Origin of the sequence: Actinoplanes auranticolor (genome assembly GCF_018332655.1) — a bacterium.
Taxonomy (GTDB): Bacteria; Actinomycetota; Actinomycetes; order Mycobacteriales; family Micromonosporaceae; genus Actinoplanes; species Actinoplanes auranticolor.
On the sequence record NZ_BOQL01000082.1, the window covers coordinates 1 to 17,940 of the forward strand.

The window sequence follows — 17,940 nt, forward strand, 5'->3', positions numbered from 1 at the left end:
GCTGATGGTCCACGAGGTAGATGACCATGGCGGTCGCCTCCACCATCGGCGCGGCCCGCATGGCCATCTCCGGCAGATCCTCCGGCCTGGCGTGGTGCGACTGTCGCAGCAGCTGCCGCAACGACTCCAGACTGCTCATACCGGCCTTCCGTCCTGGTGCCGTGGGTGGAGACAATCCTGCCCGTAGGGCGGGTCCCGAAGCCTGCCGCGATCGGGCAGGCCCGGCCGCGGACCGCCGCATAGTCCCGGAGATGGATACTGCGAGATGCCTACGCGGTGATGCGCAGATCGGCCCAGACGCGTTTTCCGATCTCGGAGTGCAGCCGGTGGACGCCCCATCTGTCGGCTATCGCGGCGATGAGATGCATACCGCGTCCGTTGGGCCGGTCGATGCGAGGTGCTCGGATCGCGGGGCCGCGCGGATCGTTGTCGGCGGCGACCAGGCGTAGATGGTCACCGGTGTTGGACAATTGCGCCTCGCACAGCCCTCCGCCGTGCCGGACGGCGTTGCTGAGCAGTTCGGTGAAGATCAGGTCCATGTCGTCGTACAGGTCTCGCCGGGGTTGATGCGTCAGGATCTCCGGCAGTGTGCGCCGAGCCCAGTTGCGGCCGTCGGTGCTGATGGTGGCGGCACGCGGGTGCGGCGGTCGCCAGGCGGCGCTGCGCTGATCGCCGGTTCCCGGCGCTGGAGGTTCGGCGGTGACCGTCGCGATGCGGGAAGCGTCGAGTGCCTCGGCGGCTGACCGGGCGAACTGTTCGGCGGCCAGCACCTCCTGCGGGGTGAACGGCTCGCGGGTGTCGAGCTCACGCAGCAGGGTCATGGCGCCCAGCAGTGCGCCGGTCGAGGTGTACAGGGGCACGACGATGGAACTGGTGATTCCCAGCCGTTGAAACTGAGCCACCTGTTGCGGGTCGGTGATCGCGGCATGCACCATCGTCGGTGCGACGTGAGGCATGTAGCGGGTTTTGCCGGTGGCGGTGACACGTCCCGCGCCGTAGACGTCGCCGGTGCGGACCGGTCTCTCGGCGGCCCATTGTCTGATGATCGGTTCACGCTCGGCGTCGCGGTGCCGCAGCGTGACCATTTCCAACAGCTCGCCGTCGATCGGCTGGGCCAGGCCGAGCTCGGCCAGCGGAACGGCCGTGCCGGCGCGCAGGGTCTCAACGACGGAGGCCCGCACGTGTACGGCACACCAGTCCGCCAGCACGGGGACGAGTTCGTCACCGAGCACGTCCGCGGTGGTGAACCAGTCGGTGGCCTTGTGCAGCCGTTGCCCGGTGGGAAAGGTTTCGGGAACTTCCGGTGGCACTGGACCTGCCGTGTCGTAGGAGTCCATGCCCTTGCCTTTCGGCCAGGCGGCCGAGGCTTGCAGACAAACCTCGGTCGCGGTTCGCGGCCCTATGCTGACACGCGTCTACGATCTCGGACCAACGAGGGCAACCAACGCCGCGCGAAGGTGGGCCGAGTTCACAGTCGTCGGCCGGCTGTCACGACTGAGGCTCTGGCGGCCGCCGAGTCACGACGACGGTAGAGACGACGCAGTTGCACCGCCGGGCGGGGCCTCGTCTGCCAGGAGTCCTTCTCTGCTGCGGTCACGGGGCGCGCTGAGGCCGCTGCTTGTGCAAGCCATGACGCTGGCGATCGTCACCTTGATCACCGTGGTACCGCCAAGCCTGGTGATCAGCCGACGCCGGCCCGGGAGGACAGCTTGCGCGGTCGTCGGGGGCGCGCGATCCATAGCGGCACCCGGGCGCTGCTCCGCCCGGGTCCCACCTGTCGCCAGGGTTACTGATCCAGCCCGCCGATGGCATCGCCGGCGGGTACCGCAATGACGAGCGCGGCGAGGTCGTCACGCAGGTTTGTGCCGAGATGGGTCCGGGTGCGTGAGAGCAGGGCGTCGGCGACGCCGGACGCGCTGACCTGGGGTGTGGAGATGATGGCGGCGATGTCGTCGGCGATGTCGGCGGGCTGACGTTCGTCGTGCGAGCCTGCGCCTTCGGTGAACCCGTCGGTGTAGCAGACGAGCGCGTCTCCGGGGGACAGCACCACGGTCTCGGCGCGTAGGTTGAGGCGTCGAGTGACGCCCAGCAGGGTGCCTCGGGCGATGCTCAGGCGAGTGCGGCCTGCCTGGTGGATGACCGGCGGAGGGTGCCCGGCGCAGGTCAGATGAACAGTGGCGCCGCCGTGCGCGGCGCGCTCGAGGACGCCGTAGGTCAGGGTGCAGAACCGGGCGTCGCCGATTCGTAGCAGGGCACGGTTCACCAGGGGGAGGACGTAGTCCGCTTCCGCTCGGTGCTGGGCGGCGGTCCAAATGGTGTGTCGCACGAGTCCGGTGACGGCGGCGGCTTCCGGTCCCTTGCCGCACACGTCGCCCAGCACGATGGCGTACCGGCCGTCGGGCAGCTCGAACACGTCGTAGAAGTCACCACCGATGCGGGTGCTGTCGCCGTGGGCCTGATAGCGCGCAGCCAGGTCCAGGCCGGTGATGTGCGGCAGCGTGGGTGGCAGAAGCGGCTTCTGCAGCGCTTCGGCGATGGTGACGCTCTGCTGGTAGAGCATGGACTGACGGATGCCCACGGCGATTTGACGGGCCATGGCGGGTAATGGGGCCAGGGTGTCGGGACCGGGAGATCCGCCGTGGAGCAGTCCGAGGATCCCGACCAGTTCATCGCCGCTGATCAGTGGGTAGCCGGCGAAGGAGTACCGCTCCGGAGTGTGGGCCCCCACAAGGGCTGGCTCGCTGATTATGGTCGGTTTCCGGTCGGTCCCGACATTGCCGATCAGGCCTTCGCCCATGGCGACGTCCGAGTGTGCCCGCAGGATGTCGTCTGCGGGCCCGGAGCTGGCCTGCAGAGAGAACGCGTCGCTGTCGCGGTGGTAGATCCAGATCGCCGTGGCGGCGAATCCGAGCTGGGCGGTGATGACGTTGCTGCACCGGCGCAGCGCCTGGTCCAAGGGCCCGGTCGCGGTCATGGCCGCGGCTACCTCCGCGGCGGTCAGGCTCTGCCGACTGTGTCGCAGGATCTGCCGCTGGTTCTCGACGGTCTCCGTCACGTCCTCGGCGATGACGAGTATGCGCGCGATCCCGGCGTCGTCGGTGATCCGCTGTCCGGTGAGGCGTAGCTGCCACCTACTGGTGTCGGCCTTGGTGAGGCTGAACGTGGCTGCGTGATCGCCGGCAAGCGGGCCGGTCATCTCGTCGTCTGGCCGGCCTGGTGCGCTCAGGCCCAGATGTGATGCCACCGCCGCGGGGTCGTCGAACAACTGGGTCACGTCGCTGCTCAGGCCGGCGGGCTCGGTGAGGCCGAGTAATCGACTGGCGCGGTCGTTCCAGGCCACGATCCTGCCGGCCAGGTCCGCCAGAACAACGCTGATGGGCGCTCGGGCGAGCATCTCACCGAACAGTCGTTCACCGACTCGGCGCTGTACGTTCGCACGACTCGCCATCAGCTGAGCCTGTGCGGTGGCACGGAGGTCTCGGTGGCGGCGTTCGTTTTCGACGGCGGCGAACCGCTCGGCGATCAGGCCGTTGAGCTCGTCGAGCCGGTCGCGGGCAATGCGGACGACGTGCCGCCCGGCCATCAGCCCGAGGGGGTCGATGCCGGCCGTCGGCGTGCCGCCGACGACGATGACGCTGATGCGGCTGCGGGCCGGCTGCAGCGCATGCACGACCGCGAAGGCATCGGCGGCGTCGGGGCCGACGACCACGACGGCGCAGTCAGGGTGGTGACCGTCGACCGGTTGGGTGACGGTTTCGACGGTGAGACCGCTCAGCGGGATCTGCAACACCTGGGTGTCGCCGTGCACAGCGGCGTCGACGACGACGGTCGGCAGGCCCGCCAGGACGATACGGCGTGACACGCCGGTCAGTCCTCCAGCAGGGGCTCGTCGAGCAGTGCGCGCCCCACCCAGGTCCGCAGGATGTCCGTGGTCGGTGACATGACGTGCGCCGCGCGACCGTCGCGCAGATAACGGTGCAGGTCGCTGTCGGTTCCGTATCCGATTCCGCCGGCGAGGGTCATCACCTCGTTGGTGACCGTGTCGACGGTCTGCGCCACCTCGGCCTTCGCCGAGCACAAGGCCAGCAACGCCGCCGGGCCGGCCGACTCCGCCTCCTCGGCGGCGAAGTACAACAGCCGCCGGGTCCGCTCGACGGTGGCCCACAGGGTCCCGAGCCGGTGCTGCAGGACCGGGTGGGTCGACAGCTGCCGCCCGCTGTGGGTGTGACGCCGGCGCTTCAAATGCTCCCGGCCGGTCTCCAGGGCCGCCGTCGCCACGCCGAGATAGGTGCCGGCCATGGCCATCAGGAAGAACGGTGCGACGACGTTGAAGACGTACCAGATTTCGTCGCCCTCCTCGCCCAGCAGCCGAGAGGCGTCCAGCGGCACGTCGTGCATCTGCAGCGCGCGGGAGTCGTTGCCGCGCATCCCGAACCCGTGCCAGGCCGGGCCCCACTGCAGGCCCGGGGTCGCAGCGTCGAGGACCGCGACGGAGAAGCTGCCCGCGGCGGCCGGGGTCGCCGCCCGGACCAGATTGATGACGTACGAGTCGGCGTGCGTGGCGTTGGTGACAAAACTCTTGGTACCGGTGACCCGAAGAGTGTCACCGTCGGACTGCATGCGGCATTGCGGCAGCCAGAACTCACTTCCCGTGCCAGGCTCGGACAACGCCAGCGTACTCAGATGCTCACCAGCAGCGATCGGGCGCAGGAACTCCTGCTCCTGCCGGACGGTCGCTTTGGCTCCCATCACAGCCGACGCGACCAGATGCATGCCGAAACAGATCGAAGTCGAGGCGCACTGGCGGCCGATGATCTCCCCGACCCGCGCGACGGCCGACAAGCCGTGCCCGAGACCGCCGAGGCGTTCGTCGACGACCAGACCGCCCAGCTCGCGTTGCAGTTCCTTCAAACTCGCCTCGGGCCAGCGGCCCTCGCGGTCCACCACGCGGGCCTCGGCTGCGACGGTGCTGTCCGCTACCCGCTGCGCGGCGGCGATTACGGCGCCAAGCTCCATCTTCGCCACGTCACACCTCCCGGTACCGTCATGCCCACATGGTTGCTCGGCGTCAAGTATTCACCCACCGGGTCGCCGCGGCTCGGCGGGAGCGCTCCCGCGCGGCACTGCACCTGCCACGGCCGCGATCCACCGCGGGCTTGGCACACCGAGGTGTGACAAGGGCTGGGGCTCGTTCCTATTCCGCACCTCCCGGGTTTGACCTTTCTGACCCAGCGACGTGGCGATCACCGCATACCGACGGGCCATGGTGATGTCGGCGACGAGCGATTCGCGGGCCCGCGGGACGATGGTGAGCAGTTCGGTGGTAGAGGGATTGGGGTGTACCCGGCGCGGGTACCGCTGGACCGAGTCCGCCGACGCAGTGCCGTTCGGCCTGCACCGCTGGCGAGGGCGCGACCCGCGTACCCGCTATGGGAGGATTTGAGAAGATCACAATCATGACGCTTTGCGTACGGACCATAGCGGTTGCGATGGTCGTGCCATGACCGTGGATCAAGCGGCCAGTCAGCACATGCCGAATTTCGTCCACAACGCGCTGATCATCAGTGCGGACCTCGACCTGCCGACCGTGCTGGGACCGGAGCTGCACCGTGCGGCGGCAATCTACGACGAGGTGTTGCTGGTCGTCGGCGCGAATACCCGCGCCGCGCTGGCCGGGTCTGCCGCGGAGGTGCCCAGTAAGGTGCTGAGCTGGGGTGACCCCGCCGCGTTCTACCAGCGGCTCGGTTCTGCGTACGAGAGGTTCCGCCGCTATCTCGCCGCACAGCACCAGGCCGGCCGCCGCGTGCACGTGATCGCCGAACCGGACGTGATCAGCGCCGTGGACTCCGGATCCCGCGCGGATCGGGTCGCGGCCTACCTGGCGTACGAAGCGGTCTGCAACGACACGTACGCCCTCGGCGGGTCGGCAGTGACCTGCATCTGGGACCGCCGTGACCACGGCGACACCGTCATCGACGCGGTCCGGGCCACACACGCGTACGAACTGACCCCGGCCGGATCGGCCCCGTCGCCGCACTACCTGCCGCCCGAGCGGTACCTGGCCGAACGGCGCGATCCGGGCCTGCGGCCGGTGCCCCCGCAGGTCGACCGCGACGTGACGCTGCACGAGGTCACCGAACTCAGCGGCCTGCGTTCGGCGATGAACACTTGGGCCGTCGGGCGCGGCTTCGCCGAGGAAGCGACAGAAGACCTCGTCGTGTCGGTGATCGAGGTGGCCACCAACGGACTGCGCCACGGCGGAGCTCCGGTCCGGGTCCGTGCCTGGCACCACCAGGACACCCTGCTCGTCCAATGCGACGACGCCGGGAACCAGCCGATCCCGGCTACCGCCGGCTACTACCGCCCTCACCCGCTGACCGCAGCCGCCGGTGGCCGCGGGCTGTGGCTGGCACGCCAACTCGCCGACATGGTCACCGTCGTCTCGGAACCCGGCCGTACGACGGTTCGGCTGCACTTCCCGCAACAGCTCATGCAGCCGCCGGTGTAACGCTGCCAGGCCCGCCACCAGCCCGCCGATACGTCCGGTACGGAGAAGGCGGACGGGTTGACGCTCGCGTCCCGGCCTCCTTGGCGCTTGGTGCAGGCTCGAGGTGCCGTCGGGCAGGGCGACCGTACCGGGGGTGCATGACCGAGCCAGTGCGGTCATCCCCGACCGGTCGGGCAGACGGGCGGGAGCGTTGAGCGGTCCAAGTCCCCGCCCTGGATCGCCGCGTTGGGCGCTGCCGAGCGGCGCGCCGACCGCGTTCAGGATGAGATCGATCGCGAGATCGCTCGGAGTGGACGGGATCTCGGTCGTCGGCCTTCGCTCTCGTCAGAATCCCGCCGTTTCGCGCACCCGGCCAGCTTGACCGCCCACGGCGCCGGCATCGTGGGCGAGGTCGGGATCGGTCGCGGGTTGCGGCACGCAGAACAGCAGGACCTCGGGCCGTACGCTGACCGTCAGGTTTCTGCCGGGGTCGATGAGGTCGCCGTCGAGCTGGCGGGGCTGGGCGCGCTTGCTGCGAATCTGTACGCGGGTGGCGGTGTAGGTCTCCATGCCGGGCACCGTCTGCTTGCGGCGCAGCACGCCCCAGCCGAGAGCGGCCCAGTGGCGCAGGGTCCGAGGGCTGAGGATGGCGACGTCCAGCAGTCCGTCGTCGGGTTGGGCGTCGTTGAGCTGCCGCATGCCGCCCTGCAGCCGGCCGACGTTGCCGACGATGACGGTGCGGGGCCGAGCTCGAGCGTGACGCGGGTCAGCGATGCACCGGCTCCGCCAGCGGTGTGAAGGCCGACGGCTTCACGACGACGGCGTTACCTGAGTACGCCTCACGAGCCGAAGCGGTGTTCCAAGCCGTGCCGGACGCTATTGTGGGTATCGATCAAGCGGTCTGATCCTGCTCGTGAACCCCTAGGCCGAGCGTCTGTTCGATTACGACTGCGACAAGCTGAGCAACCAGCCCATAGAGATCATCCTCCAGGAGGCGGCCAGCAGAGGGGTATACCCCGCGCGCCGTACGAACCACCTTGACAACGCAGATCACCCACGCCGCGCCGACGCCGCGGTGACGCTGGTCGGACAGCGGAAAGACGGCCGCGAGTTCCCCGCCGAAATCTGGCTGTCCGTCGTCGATACCCAGGACGGCCCAGTCGTCGCGGCGGCCGTCCATGACGTCAGCGTCCGCAAGGATGCCGAGGCGAAGTTCCGCTGGATGATCGAGGTTGCCCCGGACGCCATTCTGGGCGTCGACGCCGCGGGTTCCATCGAGTTGGTCAACGCCCAGTGTGAGCGCCTGTTCGGTCGTAGTCGTGACTCGGACGAGAGTTCTCGCTATGAACATCGGAACCGGCCGGGCACCTTGGGCGCCTTCGCCGGGTACCGGCCGGTGGCGCCGGCTGGAGCAGCCACGTCGCGAAGCCGTTACGCCGGTAGTGCGCCGCCGCCGTCGCGGTGGGCGCGCCCTGGGTGTAGCCGAGCCGTTCGCTCGCCTCCAGCACCGTCTCGCGCATTGCCGCCGCCACCGACTGCGGGCGACTGAGCACATTGGACAAAGTGCCCGTCGACACCTCATCTTCAAGGCACCGCTCGGGACACGCCGCGCATTGCCGCTTCGCTTCCGGCGCGGCGGCCCGACGGTGCGCGCAGCTGACGCAGACACGGCGAAGCCCAGCAGCTCCTGTACTGAGGAGGCGCTGGGCTCACGTGCCATGCGCGTCAGTCGAAGATCACCATTCTCGCCACTCGTCTGTAATCTCGTGACGAGTCATTCCATGGCGGCCGGCGAACGCGTCTACGTCGATCGCTGCACTGTCCAACACGCGCTCGATGTACGCGCACAGTTGTTCCCGCTCGCCGGTCTTGTACGCCGCTCCGTCGTACCGGGCGTTGACAACGTTCAGCGACTTTACGGTGCGCTCGATGACGTCGAAGATTTCTTCGTCGGTCGCCGGTTCCCATCGATGGTCGACCAGGCCGACGACATCGGCCTCGAACCTGTCGAACACCTCTTCAGTGTCAGTGAGCATCTCCGTTGGGAACAACTTCGCTGCGAAGGCTTCGTTGGGGTCGAGGGTTCCCGCCGCCAGTTCGGCCACCTCTGCCGCCACGTTCTCCCGCCACCATGCCGTCGGCCGCTCCACCATGATCGGCAGGGTAGTACGTGCACCCGGCGTCTCCGGGATGCCCAAGTCCGGCGGCTTCTCGCCGCACGCCGGAGGTAGCCAGACCGCGGCCGGCTGGTCCGGGTCGTTCGTCCAGTGGAGCGCTCCACCTGGACCAGCCGGCCGCAGCCTGAACGAACGGTGTCTGCGCGACGGGGTGCCACCAACTCCACCACCATGTCTCGATCATGGGAGAGATCCGGCAGACGATCTTGCTCCTCGCACCTGAGCATTGTGAGACCAGCAAACAGGCCGGGCCCTCGGCGGCGGGGCGATCTCCGCCGGGCCCACATCGACCTGGGGTACTGAGCGGGTCACTCGGGCAGCTGGATGGAGCCCGGATCCCATCGCTTCGGGTCGAGCTGGTACTCCTCGTGCGTGACCTTGCCGTTCGCGTCGGTGCGGACCAGGATGTAGCGGACCCGGCCGTTGCGGATGGAGTCCTCGACGGCGGCCCGCAGCTCGGCATTCTGCTCGCCGGAGAGCGCCTCGCCGAGCTTCTTGTCGGTCTGCAGCAGATCCCGCAGGTACTCGGGACTCATCTGCTGAGCCCGGACCTGCTTGCCGTTCGGATTTGCCGGGTCCGGCACCATGCGGTCGGTCAGCTTCCCGCCGACACCCTTGTCCTCAGTGATCACCGTGGTTCGCGAGGCGGGGTCGTACAGCGTCCGGTCGAGGAGGTTGGGCGCGCCCCGGACCTTCTCCCCGCCGCTGATCGGCACGGCGTCCGGGAAGAGCCGGTGCACCAGCAGGTCGGTGCCGGAGACGCCGAGCAGCTCGCTGGTCTCGCGCAGGCGGCGCAGCTCGACGGCCCACTCCGGCCCCTGCTCGGCGAGCAGTTCGAATTCCGCGTCGTCCAGGTACGGGCTGGCCTTCTCCAGGAACCGCACGAAGTCCGTGTCGCTGAACTGTCCCTCCTTGATCTTGATATCCGCCTGCTCCAGCTTGGCGGCGATGTCTTTCAGCTCGGCGCTCCAGGCTGCCCGGATGTCGGCGACCTGCTGTCGCCGGTCTGCCACGGCCTCGAGGAGCGCGTCGTCGACGGGCGATTCGCCCGGCCGCACCCGGAGCAGGCTCGCCTTGCTCTCCGGTACCGGGAACCTCTCGATCTTGGAATCGCCAAGGGACGCGTACCGGCCGCCGCGCCGGAGGCTGCCGTCGGCGTGGCGCCAGGTGTCAACTGGATCGTGGAGCAGGTGGTCCTTGCCGTCCGGCGTGCGGTAGAGGTCCCGGCCGCTGGCGTCCTTGCCCACCGGGCCGTCGGGGAAGTCCTCCGCGCCGTACCTGACCGGCTTCGTGGCCGGATCCGTGGCCGGCTCGGCGCCGTCTTGCGCGTCCGCCGTGCGCGTGGTGTCGTCGAGGTCCGATCGGATCGGGTCGAGCGCCGGGTCGCCGAGCGGCCGGCGCCGGTCCCGGGGGCGGTCGGGCGCGGGCGTGTCCTGCGGCGTGCGGCCGGGGTCCGCGGCCGGGTCATCAGCGGTGCGCCGGGGCTCGAGAGGGCCGTCCGGGAGGCCGCCGGGCCGCGGTGCGGGTGGCGTGGGCTCCACCGGCCGGGTGACCGGGCTGTCGGGCCGCGCGCCAGGGGTGACCGGGCTGTCGGGTCGCACGCCAGGGGTGACCGGGCTGTCGGGTCGCACGCCGGGGGTGACCGGGGCGTCGGGTCGCACACCGGGCACGGCCGGGCCGTCGGGCCGCACGCCGGGGACGACCGGGGCGTCGGGCCGCACGCCGGGGAAGACCGGGTTGCCGACATCGTCCCCGTCCCCATCCGGGTCGGGCGCGTCCGGGTCTGGTGCCTCCGGGTCTGGTGCCTCCGGGTCGGGCAGCCCGGGGTCGGGCACGTCGCCGGGCCCGCCCGGCCGGGTGGGCAGCTGCGCCCCACCGCCGCCGCGCGGCAGGTCGGCGCCGCCACCACCGCGCGGGAGGTCGCCACCGCCGCCCACGGTGACCGGCTGTTCGACCCGGCCGGGCAGCTCCGGCGCGTCCACCCCTCCGGGCCGGACCGGGGCCTCCGCCGGCGCCCCCGCGCCGACCAACGCCGGCTGCTCCACCCGGGCCGGCGCCGGGGGCGCCGGGGTCCGGGCGAGCGCGTCCGCGTCCGCCAACGCCTGCCGCAGCTCCGGACTGCCCCGCAGCACGTCCTGGAAGTGCAGGTCCACCTGCCGGGCCAGATCGGCGACGGTGGGCAGCCGGTCCAGCCTGCCCACCGTGGCGGTCAGGCTGGCGACGACCCGGCCCACGTCCGCGACCCGCCCGGCGACCCCGGCCGCCTGCGCGGTGCGGCCCGCCCCGGCCGCCGCCGTGCCGGCCCGCCCGGCCGCGGCCAGCTTGGCGGGCACCAGGAACGCCGTGACGAAGTTGAACGTGACCTGTCCGATCGCGCGGCCGGGATCCTCGGCCCACTTGTCCGCGGCGACGAAGTCAGCGCCGGCGGCGAGCCAGCCCTCCGCGGCCGTGCCCGGGTCGGTGATGGCGCCTCCGGTCACCGTCCACAGCCCGCCCCAGGAGGCCGTGAACGTCTCCCAGTCGAAGATGTTGACCATGTCGAACGTGCCGGTGACCGCGCCCGCGGCGCCGTCCACCCAGAACCCGACGTTGTCCGACACCACGAAGTCCCACACGTCGGTGTACCAGGGGTAGTCGGGCGTCTCGGCGGTGCCCCACGGCCGGGCCGCGTCGGCGGGCAGAGCGGCGGCGTCGAAGCCGTACGCGTCCGGGTTGCCGCTGCCGTCGTCGGCGACCCACCGCGTGCCGCCGAAGAGGGCGTTGATCCGGTTGGCCGCCTGCCGTTCCGCGGCCGCCATCGCCGCCAGCCGGTTGTCCACCTGCCGGAGCAGGTCGTTGTTCTGATTCACCTTGGCCTCGTCGCCGCGCCAGTCGTCGTCGCCGGCGATCCCGGCGGTGAACGCCAGGGCCTCCGCACGCAGCCGCTCCAGGTCGGCGACGATCGGGCGCATCACCTGGACGTACTGGGTCAGCGCCGCGCCGACCTCCTGGATGTCGTCGGCGACCGCATCGGCGTCGTTGCGCACCCGCAGCGTCGCTCCGAACAGGTCGGCCGCCTCGGGGGCGTCGTAGAACGCGGCCAGCCCCTGCCAGGTGGCGTGCACGTCCTGCCCGGTGAGGCGGAAGTCGCTGCCGGCGGCGGTCAGCTCGTCCGCGTGCCGCTGCGTCGTCTCCAGGTTGCCGGTGAACTGAGGGATCCCGGCCGGGTTGATGGGCACGTCAACCGCCCACGGCGGTGGCGTTGGCCTGGGCCGTCGCGGCCATCTTGAGGTCGCCCTCGACGTACGCGGTGCTCGCCTCGACCGCCCCGGTCAGGATCCGCGCGGTCTGCTGGCCGACCGCGTCGATGGGGGCGGCCTTGTTCGCGGCGAAGCCGGCCAGCGCCGCCGCGACGATCTCGCTGCCACAGGAACCGGCGGCTCCGCTGAGCGCGCTGCCGGTCCGGCCGGCCGCCTCGTCGAAGCCCGCGGCCCGCTGACCGGTCCGACTGACCACACCGGACACGCCGGGCGGATCGATGTCCCACTTCGCCATGAGGTCATGACGCCAGCCGGCGGCCGGGGGTGTCAAGGTGCCGGAACCGCGGCCGAGGCGGGCAGGACGCCCATTGAGCTGGGCTGACGGCGACGTTGGCCGGGCTGCGCGGCTGACCGGTACCGGCCACCGCGACGGTCACGACCGGCCGTCACCGTCACCAGCAGGACGGACCGGCGGGTGGTACGGCCGGCGCCAGTCTCTCGCCGACCAGCTTGAGGATCGTCACGCCCGGCGAGCGGCGCAACAGCCGCTTCAGCGGGAGCCGGAAGTCGGCCCGGTCCACCCGTCCGCTGCGGCATACGGTGCCGGTGTCCGCGTCGGCGAGCTCGATGACCACGTCGAGCCGTTCCCGGCCGGCGGTCGCCCCCAGGATCGCCAGTCCTCGCCGGTGTCCAGGGCCACGGAAAGCCCCGGCATCACAGGTCGTCGAACGCGTGGCCCAGCCGCTCGTAGGGCGCTTCGAGGCGTACGAGGGGGCGGTGACGGGAGGCGTCATGGACGAGCGCACTGTGATCATCACCGGAGCCAGCGACGGCATCGGTGCGGCCGCCGCCGGACAACTCGCCGCCCAATGCGACAACGTCGTCCTGATCGGCAGATCCGCCGAGAAGACCAGCACCCTGGCCCGCCGGCTGGGCGTGGCATACCACGTGGCCGACTTCGCCGACCTCCGGCAGGTCCGGCAGCTGGCCGCCGCGCTGCTCGACGCCTACCCGCGCATCGACGTGCTGGCGAACAATGCCGGTGGTCTCATGCGTTGCGTTCTTCTCCGGCCGGCCGCCGGATCGAATCGTCGGAAACCGGGCCGCTGCCGGCGTGGGCGGAGTGCGGGCCGGCCCAAGCCGACCGGCAGCTGCGTCCCCTGCGGTTCATCTGGCCGCGACCTCGACGCCTCGTTCGCGGAATGACACACAGTGGACCGTGTCGGGGGCGGAAGGTCGGCCGGACCGGTGGACCGCGGCCAAGGGCGGACAAAACATTGACCATGGCTTATGTTCGGGTGGCTTGCGGACCAGACGGGGGTCCACACACATTGGACTGGAGTCGCTTTGTTCATCAGACATTTGCGCCGTTTTGTCGCTACGGCGGCTGCGGCGGCCCTGCTCGCGGGCCTGACGCCGGACGGGGCGATCGCCGCGCCGGCTCCGCCGCCGCCTCCTGCTCCGGCGCCGGCCGCCAAGGTGCCCGGGCAGTCACTCAAGGACCTTTTCAAGTATCCGTCGTTCGCGCCGAAGACGGCCCGGGCGGGTAGCACGGACGACGTCACGTACCAGTTGATGACCTGGTATGCCGAGGCGCATGCCGATCCGGAGGTGCGGGAGGCCGCCGCGGCGGCGATCATCGCCGGAGATGCGGCGATCGCCGCGTTCATCGCGCCGAACGGCGGTTACAGCCAGGCGGTCAAGAAGGCCGAGCAGCGCCGGGTCAAGGCGGACCAGGCCCTGGTCGCCGAGATCAAGTTGCTGCGGGACACCGGCGGGCCGGTGTTCAACGCCGAGGTGGAACGCGTCCTCGCTCCGACGGCCAAGCCGCGGGACCGGGAGGCGTTCAAGGCGTACGGGGCGAAGATCTCCCGGGAACGCGACGCGGAGCTCACCCAGCGGCAGAAGGACCGGGCGGCCGAGTTGCGGGCCCGGGTGCAGCTGATCGTCGATTCGACCAACGACGCCGAGCACCCGAATGTGCACGCGGACGCGGTCGAGGCGCTGGCCGGCAACGATGCGGCGATCGCGGCTTTCCTGGAGAGCGGCCTCGTCATCGCCGGTGAGCTCGACGCGGAGGCGCGGGAAGAGCTGATCGCCGCGCAGGAGGCCGAGCTCAAGGCGATCGAGGATGCCGCCGACCTCGCCGTGCGTTCGCGCAAGGCCAACGACGCGCGGGCCGCCCTGATCCAGGCGCACGGTGCCGGGCTGAGGGCGTTGAAGCAGTCGGCGAACGCGTTGACCAGCGGGGCGATCAACGCCCGGCGGGCCGCGCGGATCCTGGAGGCCCGGGGTCCGCTGCGCGACCTGGAAGCCGTCAAGGAGGCGGCCGCGATCAACCTGACCGACGCCCGTGACTTCGCCACGGAGGCGACGACCGCGGCGGCCCGGGCCACGACCGCCGCCGACGTGCTGGTCAACGAGGCGAAGCTGGACTACGGCAAGGAGTGGGCCGAGCTGGCCCAGGGGCTGGCGCTGTCGGCCGAGGCCGCGCACCAGGCGACGCAGACCGCCGTACACGCGATCGACGCGACCATCGCCACGCACAAGGCCATCGGGCACGCCGACGAGGCCGCGAAGCGCGCCGAGCAGGCGGCGAAGTGGAAGCAGCAGGCCATCAAGCAGCGCGACACCGCCGAGAAGCTCGCCGCCGTCGCGAAGAAGGAGGCGGACGCCGCCGAGAAGGCCGCGGCGCGCGCGGAGGCGCACCGCCGGGCGACCGAGGCGAAGACCGCCGAGGCGTGGGAACACGCCCGCAAGACCGCCGAGCACAAGGCGGAGGCGCAGCGGCAGGCGGACATCGCGGCGGATCAGCGGGAGATCGCCGAGGCCGAGCGGCAGAACGCCGCGGCGCACCTCGCCACCACGCAGGCCCAGGCGGCCGAGGCCGGTCGCAAGCGGGGGCTGGCCAAGGTGGACGAGGACAACGCCGCGGCTGAGCGGGCCCGCGCCGATGCGGCCGAGGGCCGGGCCGAGACGGCTCGGGACAACTCTCGTGACCGGGCCGAGCGGGCCCGGTCACTGCGGGACGCGGCGTTCGATGCGGCGGAGGAGCGCGATCTGCTGGCCATGCAGGCGCGATCGGCCGAGGCCGCCGCGGCGGCGCTGCCGGCCGGGCAGGACAAGGTGGAGGCCGAGGCCGCCGCGCGGGAAGCGCGGGCCGCGGCCAACAAGGCACAGCAGGACGCCGACAGCGCGAAGCGCAACGCCGATGACGCCACGGCTGCGGCGTCGCGGGCAGACGCGGCAGCAACCGAGGCCGAGCGTGCCTCGGCGCGTGCCCGGGCCGCCGCGGACAAGGCGGACGCCGCCGCGGCGGCGTCGCGCCGGGCGGCCAGTGCCGCCGAGGCAGAGGCGGCCAGGACGCACCAGGCGGCTCAGGCGGCCCAGCGGCTGGCCGCTGCGGCGACTGCCGAGGAAGTCAAGGCGGCCAGGGCGTCGGAAGCCGCCGAGCGAGCGGCACGGGGTGCGGCGACCGCGGCGGTCAAGAGTCTGTGGGCGGCCGACCGGTCCTTCACCGAGGCGACCGCGGCAGCCAATGAGGCCGCGTCGGCCACTGTGCAGTCGGAGAACGCCTACCGGTCCGCGGCGGCCGCGCGTTCGTCGGCCACCGCGGCGCTGATCCCGGCGTCGGAGGCCGTGGAGCTGCTCGCTCCGTTCGCCCAGACCGATGTGAACGCCGACTTCGCGCGTCAGGTGGCCGATCTCGCCGTACAGATCAGCGAGGAGCAGGCCCTGGCCGCCGAAGCGCGGGCCGTCGAGGCCCAGAACGCGGCCGTGCGGGCCGGGCAGGCCGCGGAGGCCGCGCACCAGGACGCCAAGGAGGCCTATCAGGCGGCTGCGCGGGCGGCCGAACACGCCGCCGCGGCGGCGCGGGACAACGCCCGCGCGAAGCGGGCCATGCTGCGGGCCAAGGAACAGGGACGGCTGGCCCGGGCCTCGGCGGCGAGTGCGCGGGACGCGGACGCCCAGGCCAGACGGGACGCCCGGGACGCGCGGTCGGCGGCCAACCGGGCCACCGAGGACGCCCGGATCGCCGGGATGAGCGCCGACGAGGCCGAACGGCTCAGCACGAAGGCGCGCGGGCTGGCCGACCAGGCGCAGCGCGACGCCGACGCCGCCCAGGACTCCGCCCGCAAGGCCCAGGAGCACGCCGACGCCGCGGCCGAGTCGGCCACAGACGCCGAGAAGTATGCCGAGGAGACGGCCGAGCACGCGGAGAAGGCCAACCAGTACGCCGACGAGGCGCAAGCGGAGACGGCGCGGCTCGCGGCGGAGATCCGGGCGTCGGAGAACGCCGACCTCGACGCGGCGTTCGAACTCACCCCGGCGATGCTGGCCGACGCCAGGGACTACCTGACCACCGAGCAGTTCGCCTCGATCGAGCCGTTCATCGCCGCCTCCCGCGGTGACGTGTCGCAGTTCCTGACGCAGTACGGGCCGCAGCTCATCGGCGAGTTCTTCAACGTCGACGACATCAAGGCCTGTTTCAGCGGCAAGATCCTGTCCTGTCTGATCCTGGTAGCCGAGCAGCTCGGGCCGGTCCGGGCGTTCAAGGCACTGAAGCTGCTGTACAAGGCGACCAAGGCGGTGAAGTCCTTCTGGGACGCGGTCAAGAAGGCCCGCAAGGTCATCCGCAATGTCACCAAGAAGCTCGACGCCTGCCAGCAGGGCCTGATCAAGGACATCACGGGCGATCTGGTCGGCGAGGCCATCGGGGCTGCCGGGGCCGCTGCGAAGGCTCGGGCGGCGGCCGCCGCGGGTCCGAAGAAGAAGTGCAAGGTCGACTTCCCCGACGCCTGTGACGACGACTTCGCCGGCAAGGCGGGCCCCGCGGTGGGCCGGCGCAACGCTGCCGACAACCCTTGCGTGTGCGAGAAGCCGCGCGAGCAGAGGCACCACTACCTCCCCCTGACCTTCGGCCGGCCGAACGGGGTGAGGGCCACCCTCTGCCCGGTGGATCTCAAGAAGCCGAACTCCCGGGACTCCATCAAGAACGTGTTCGTCGTCGACTTCCCGAGCCCGATCCCGTTGGATGCCGAAGGCAAGTACACCTACAATCGAACGCACATTCTCGCCGACCGGTTCCGCGGGAAACCGGCTACCGACAACCTGTTCACGGGATATCGGAAGATGAACATGGGCGGGATGAAGACGTGTGAGAACATCATGGCCACGCACCTCGGCAAAGGGGAGATCATCATCTACAGCGGACAATTGCAGTACTCCCCGGCAACAGCGCAGAGGCCCTCTGGAATCCACATGACCGCCTACCTGAAGAAGAGCGGCAGGGTCTTGTTCAGCCTTCTCATTCCGAACACGCCTCAGTTGGGCACCGGATGCTGACGCTGGGTGACCTGGAGCGTGTCGCGCCGGCGCTGCTGGCTCATCGTTCGGCGACCGCGCGGCCCGTCGACTGGGAATTGCTGCGGACCGACCTGGGGATCACGTTCCCGTCGGACTACCGCGAGTACGTGGATCATTATCCGGCCCTGTCGTACGACGACTTCATGATGATCGTGGTGCCCGAACCGGGTAACGAGAGTGGTTACGCCCGGGGAGCGTTCGGGACACTCGAGATCATGACCCGCCTGGCCGAGCGCAACATGACGGAGGACTACACGTTCCATCCCCACGAGGGTGGGCTCTTTCCCTGGGGCGAATCCAACGAGGGCGACCTCTTCTTCTGGCGCAAGAACGGCCCGGACCCCGACCGATGGCCGGTCGTCGTCCACACGTCGAACGGCGACTGGTGGGAACACGAGGGTGGCCTGGTGTCGCTGATGGTGGGCCTCATCGACGGCTCGGTCGAGCATCTGGGCCTGCCGCCCGAGCCGGGACCGAACCCGACAGTCGATCTGATGGTGCCGGCTTCCGACAGCCAGGGATGACCGTGCGACCCCTTCCCGGCCGGTGCTCACCGGCCGGGAAGGGGTCGCTCGCAGTGCGAACAAGCGGGTGAGAACCACAGCATGCTGACGTATCCGGCCGTTCATATGCCCGAACCGGGCAAGGAGAGCCAGTTCGTCACCGGGAG

At 70.7% G+C, this 17,940-nt stretch carries 12 protein-coding genes and 1 pseudogene; 5 read left to right on the forward strand and 8 right to left on the reverse strand.

The window, feature by feature from the left end; all coding sequences use genetic code 11:
- Positions 1-269 precede the first annotated feature (269 nt).
- From Aau02nite_RS42455 to Aau02nite_RS42465, 3 genes are all read right to left on the reverse strand, one after another.
- A complete protein-coding gene (locus Aau02nite_RS42455) occupies positions 270-1,337 on the reverse strand; it encodes a GAF domain-containing protein (protein ID WP_212994350.1) in 1,068 nt (355 codons plus the stop codon).
- Positions 1,338-1,786: 449 nt separating this feature from the next.
- Positions 1,787-3,787: a SpoIIE family protein phosphatase gene (locus Aau02nite_RS42460; RefSeq protein ID WP_212994351.1), complete on the reverse strand. Its 2,001-nt coding sequence runs from the start codon at positions 3,785-3,787 to the stop codon at positions 1,787-1,789.
- Between the two features lie 80 nt (positions 3,788-3,867).
- On the reverse strand, positions 3,868-5,016 hold the full coding sequence (locus tag Aau02nite_RS42465; RefSeq protein WP_246595867.1) for an acyl-CoA dehydrogenase family protein: 1,149 nt from the start codon (positions 5,014-5,016) through the stop codon (positions 3,868-3,870).
- A gap of 484 nt (positions 5,017-5,500) precedes the next feature.
- On the opposite strand from Aau02nite_RS42465, the gene Aau02nite_RS42470 reads away from it, so the two are divergent.
- Positions 5,501-6,508: an ATP-binding protein gene (locus tag Aau02nite_RS42470; RefSeq protein WP_212994353.1), complete on the forward strand. Its 1,008-nt coding sequence runs from the start codon at positions 5,501-5,503 to the stop codon at positions 6,506-6,508.
- Positions 6,509-6,832: 324 nt separating this feature from the next.
- On the opposite strand, the gene Aau02nite_RS42475 is transcribed toward Aau02nite_RS42470, so the two are convergent.
- Positions 6,833-7,261, reverse strand: coding sequence for a diacylglycerol/lipid kinase family protein (locus tag Aau02nite_RS42475; protein WP_281421182.1), 429 nt, complete (start codon positions 7,259-7,261; stop codon positions 6,833-6,835).
- Positions 7,262-7,469: 208 nt separating this feature from the next.
- Between Aau02nite_RS42475 and Aau02nite_RS47980 the strand changes: the two genes are divergently transcribed.
- Complete coding sequence (locus tag Aau02nite_RS47980) at positions 7,470-8,036, forward strand: PAS domain S-box protein (protein ID WP_369076763.1); 567 nt, start codon at positions 7,470-7,472, stop codon at positions 8,034-8,036.
- Positions 8,037-8,223: 187 nt separating this feature from the next.
- Here Aau02nite_RS47980 and Aau02nite_RS42490 read toward each other — a convergent pair whose 3' ends face one another.
- The 4 genes from Aau02nite_RS42490 to Aau02nite_RS42505 all read right to left on the reverse strand — a co-directional run bounded on the left by Aau02nite_RS42490 (position 8,224) and on the right by Aau02nite_RS42505 (position 12,697).
- Positions 8,224-8,640 (reverse strand): hypothetical protein, encoded by a 417-nt coding sequence (locus tag Aau02nite_RS42490; RefSeq protein WP_212994357.1) that lies wholly within the window; start codon positions 8,638-8,640, stop codon positions 8,224-8,226.
- A 332-nt stretch (positions 8,641-8,972) separates the two neighbouring features.
- The gene (locus Aau02nite_RS42495; RefSeq protein WP_212994358.1) at positions 8,973-11,882 is read right to left on the reverse strand and encodes a hypothetical protein; all 2,910 of its coding nucleotides are present in this window, start codon (positions 11,880-11,882) and stop codon (positions 8,973-8,975) included.
- 1 nt (position 11,883) lies between these two features.
- Complete coding sequence (locus tag Aau02nite_RS42500; RefSeq protein WP_212994359.1) at positions 11,884-12,198, reverse strand: DUF6507 family protein; 315 nt, start codon at positions 12,196-12,198, stop codon at positions 11,884-11,886.
- Between the two features lie 157 nt (positions 12,199-12,355).
- Positions 12,356-12,697, reverse strand: a complete 342-nt coding sequence (locus tag Aau02nite_RS42505) for a hypothetical protein (RefSeq protein WP_212994360.1) — start codon at positions 12,695-12,697, stop codon at positions 12,356-12,358.
- Between Aau02nite_RS42505 and Aau02nite_RS48160 the strand changes: the two are divergent.
- From Aau02nite_RS48160 to Aau02nite_RS42520, 3 genes and pseudogenes are all read left to right on the forward strand, one after another.
- Positions 12,696-12,956, forward strand: a pseudogene (locus tag Aau02nite_RS48160) (SDR family NAD(P)-dependent oxidoreductase); the annotation flags it as partial. The gene Aau02nite_RS42505 and the pseudogene Aau02nite_RS48160 overlap by 2 nt on opposite strands.
- A 294-nt stretch (positions 12,957-13,250) precedes the next feature.
- On the forward strand, positions 13,251-17,249 hold the full coding sequence (locus tag Aau02nite_RS42515; RefSeq protein WP_212994362.1) for a DNA/RNA non-specific endonuclease: 3,999 nt from the start codon (positions 13,251-13,253) through the stop codon (positions 17,247-17,249).
- Positions 17,243-17,794 (forward strand): SMI1/KNR4 family protein, encoded by a 552-nt coding sequence (locus Aau02nite_RS42520; protein ID WP_212994363.1) that lies wholly within the window; start codon positions 17,243-17,245, stop codon positions 17,792-17,794. Before Aau02nite_RS42515 ends, Aau02nite_RS42520 begins: the two co-directional genes overlap by 7 nt.
- The last annotated feature ends 146 nt before the right edge of the window (positions 17,795-17,940 follow it).